Origin of the sequence: Occallatibacter sp., assembly GCF_036502485.1 — a bacterium.
Classification (GTDB): domain Bacteria; phylum Acidobacteriota; class Terriglobia; order Terriglobales; family Acidobacteriaceae; genus Telmatobacter.
Map to the genome: position 1 here is coordinate 1 of NZ_DASXYM010000010.1, position 2,963 is coordinate 2,963.

1 protein-coding gene and 1 pseudogene are annotated in these 2,963 nt (G+C 66.4%); both read right to left on the bottom strand.

Features of this window, described 5'->3' with window-relative positions:
- Window positions 1-23: 23 nt before the first annotated feature.
- Window positions 24-2,006 carry an ATP-binding protein gene (locus tag VGL22_RS01905; protein ID WP_465265181.1) on the bottom strand — a complete coding sequence of 661 codons (1,983 nt, stop codon included), beginning with the start codon at window positions 2,004-2,006 and terminating at the stop codon, window positions 24-26.
- A pseudogene (locus VGL22_RS01910) lies at window positions 1,999-2,963 on the bottom strand (hypothetical protein); the annotation flags it as partial. The gene VGL22_RS01905 and the pseudogene VGL22_RS01910, both read right to left, overlap by 8 nt.

The window sequence follows — 2,963 nt, forward strand, 5'->3', positions numbered from 1 at the left end:
GGGTGAGGGAGGCCATGAACGAGTCAGCTCCGCGCCAGGTCGGGCGGGGTTTGGCGGCCTAGCTTGCGGTATTCGTCCATGAGGCCGATGTGGATGTCCTGGTACTCGATGGGGCGGCTCTGGACCTGGGCCAGCACGGCGGCGGTGAGCACGGCGTTGCGGATGTGACCGCCGGCGAGGTCGGCTGCGGATGCCAGGAGGTTGAGATCCTTGTTGCCGATGCGATGGTGCGACCCGAGGTGGGAGAGCCACAGTCTTCGGCGCTCCTCGGGGCCGGGCAGGGGGAATTCGACGATCATATCGAGGCGGCGGCAGAAGGCGGGGTCGAAGCGCGCGCGGCTGTTGCTGGTGAGAAGGGCGATGCCGTCATAGGTTTCAATGCGCTGGAGAAGGTAGTTGGTCTGCGCGTTGGCGAAGCGATCGTTGGATTCTTTGATGTCAGTGCGCTTGCCGAAGAGGGAATCGGCCTCGTCGAAGAGAAGAATGATGCCGGCGCTCTCCGCCTGGGAGAGTAACTGCGCCAGATTCTTTTCAGTCTCGCCGATGTATTTGCTGGTGACGGCGGCGAGATCGACGCGGTAAAGAGGCAGGCCGAGACGGGTGGCGAGCCATCCGGCGGCGAGGGTTTTACCGGTGCCGGAGGGGCCGGTGAACAGGGCGCGGACGCTGGGACGATAGCGGGCCAGCGCGGAAGCGCCCAGGCCTTCGATGAGATTCTCGCGGCGACGGCAGCGCAGCATGAGGCGCGAGAGCTCGTCCTGCAGAGCCGGCGAGGCCACCAGAGCGTCGTCGGGAATGAGATCAGGGAGGGGCTGGGCCAGCGCTTCCAGGCCGGAGCTTTGACCGGTCCAGCACGCGGAGGCTACATCACTGAAGCGCGGAGCGCTGCGGCCGTCGAGACTGCATTGCTGACGGATGATGCGGCCCAACTGGGCGATGCGGCCGCTGCTGTAGCGGTAGTCAGACGCAAGCTGGCGCGCGAGCGGTTCGTTCTCGATGGCGATCTGCCAGAGTTGCCGGCGCTCTTCTCGCGGAGGGATGGCCACCTTCCAGACGGCGGGGCTGCCGCTGCTGGTGGTGATGCTGCCCTCGTGTCCGCAGAGGACGAGGGCGGGACCGGAGTAAGCGGGGAGATCGGGCACGGTTCTGCGATCGCCGGGACCGGGTTCGAAGCAGAATACGGGGATGAGGCCGCGAAGCAGGAGCAGGGGGCCGAGACCGCTGAGAGGGGGAACGGATTTGGCGTCAGAGCGCGCATTCTCCATGTCAAGAAAGAGTGGCCGGCGATGCAGGGGCATGCAGATGGCGTTCGCTGCGGTTCGTGCTTCGGACTGGTCGGAGCAGCGCAGGACGAGGACGCGCGTGGAGCCTGACGCCAATCCGCGGCTCTGACGTGCGGCTTCTGCGAGGAGAGAAGGAGGCAGCGGTGTTTCCGGGATGCCGTTCAGGCCGAGGCGTGCGCCGGGCCACATTCCGTCGCGATCGCGCAGAGCGAGGCAGAGGGGAAGGGGAACGGAAAGGGCGCGCTCGGAGATGGGGGCGCCCTCGTTTTGAAGCTGCAGCACTCCGGAGCCGAGCGCCGCGCCCGTGAGCACGCATTCGCTCACATGCTGTCCGGTTTCGAACTCGGCGAAAGCGGCGGAGAGCAGACCGAGGGTGGGGCGCGAACCTCCAAGAGGGGACTGCAGATGGGCGACGGCGCGCCCGCACATGGGGTCCATCTCGACGCCGGCTGCAAGCGCGACGGCAAGAACTTCAATGGGGTGCAGCGCTATTTGCGCGGCGAGGTCGAGAAGCGGCGCATCGGCCGAGTGCTGTTGGTGCAGCGTGAGATTGAAGAGCGGCGAGAGAGAGCCCTGGTGGGCAGAGGCGGGACGGTGCGAGCGCAGGAACACAGCTTCAGGCGAACTTGCGTCGGGCGGCAGCAGCGCGGCCAGAGCCGCAAGCGCGCAGGAGTAGAGTCCACCGGAAGCCTGCAAGGGGGGCGCGCTGGCGAGCTCAGCCATGAAGATCTCCGCGAAAGGCGTAATGAAAACGCACGACACGTCCAAACCAGGGAACCCAGCCGGGGTCGAGATCCAATCCGGCTTTGCGCACGCGGATGTCCGCATGAGCGATGGAGAGCGACACATCGAGGTCGGTGCGATTGACCGTGAAAAGGGCAGGGCGGGCGATGATTTCGCTGACGCTGATGTTGGCCCACCGCCAGCACCAGCGGCGCACGCCGAGGGACCAGGCGCGGATGAGGCGTTGGGGCTGATCAGGATTTTCAGAGTGCCGCAGATTGGGAGGCCACCAGTTTTCTTCGATGGCGACTGGATCTTCGGGCACGGCGTCAGGGGCGATGGCGTTCAGCCAGAGCATGACTGGATCATCCGCAGCGATGGAGGCCCGGGTGGCGAGATGCTGGAACACGCGGGGGACGAAGTTCGGAATGGCCAGGGTGAGTCCGCCGGCGATTGCGTGGGCGATCCGCATTCGCTGCAGCGCGTTGAGCAGAAAGAACAGGCCACCCGCGGTGGTGGGCATGCCGATGTATTGCCAGGGATGGGGGACGGGAGCAGGGGTGGGCTCACTGAGTTCGGGTGGTGAGGCCTGGGCGGTGGACTGCCCCGGAAATGAAATGCCGGGCGCCGCCGGCGATGCCGGGTTGAGGTTGGGGGACGCGGGCGAGGTTGGAGATGAGTACGTCGCGGGGTCGGCCGTCGTTGATGCGCTTGCGGGCTCGGTTTGCGGCAACGACCGGGGAGTTGCAGGTATCGCAGCGACGGATGGGGGTTGGACGGAGGGCGATGCGGGAACACGTTGCGGCGGCAGCGAGGAGGAGTTTGCGAGTTGGAGCGCAGAAACGTTCTCCGCGGTGTCTCCGCCGCGTTTCGCACCGGGGCTACGGGTTTGCAGATGTTGGAGGGCGGCGCGTGCGCGCCACACGGTTGTTCCGGCGGCGAGATCGGAGGGCGCAT

Excerpts from the sequence above, each read along its gene's own strand:
- VGL22_RS01905 (WP_465265181.1), bottom strand. The coding sequence starts at position 2,006 with ATGGCTGAGCTCGCCAGCGCGCCCCCCTTGCAGGCTTCCGGTGGACTC.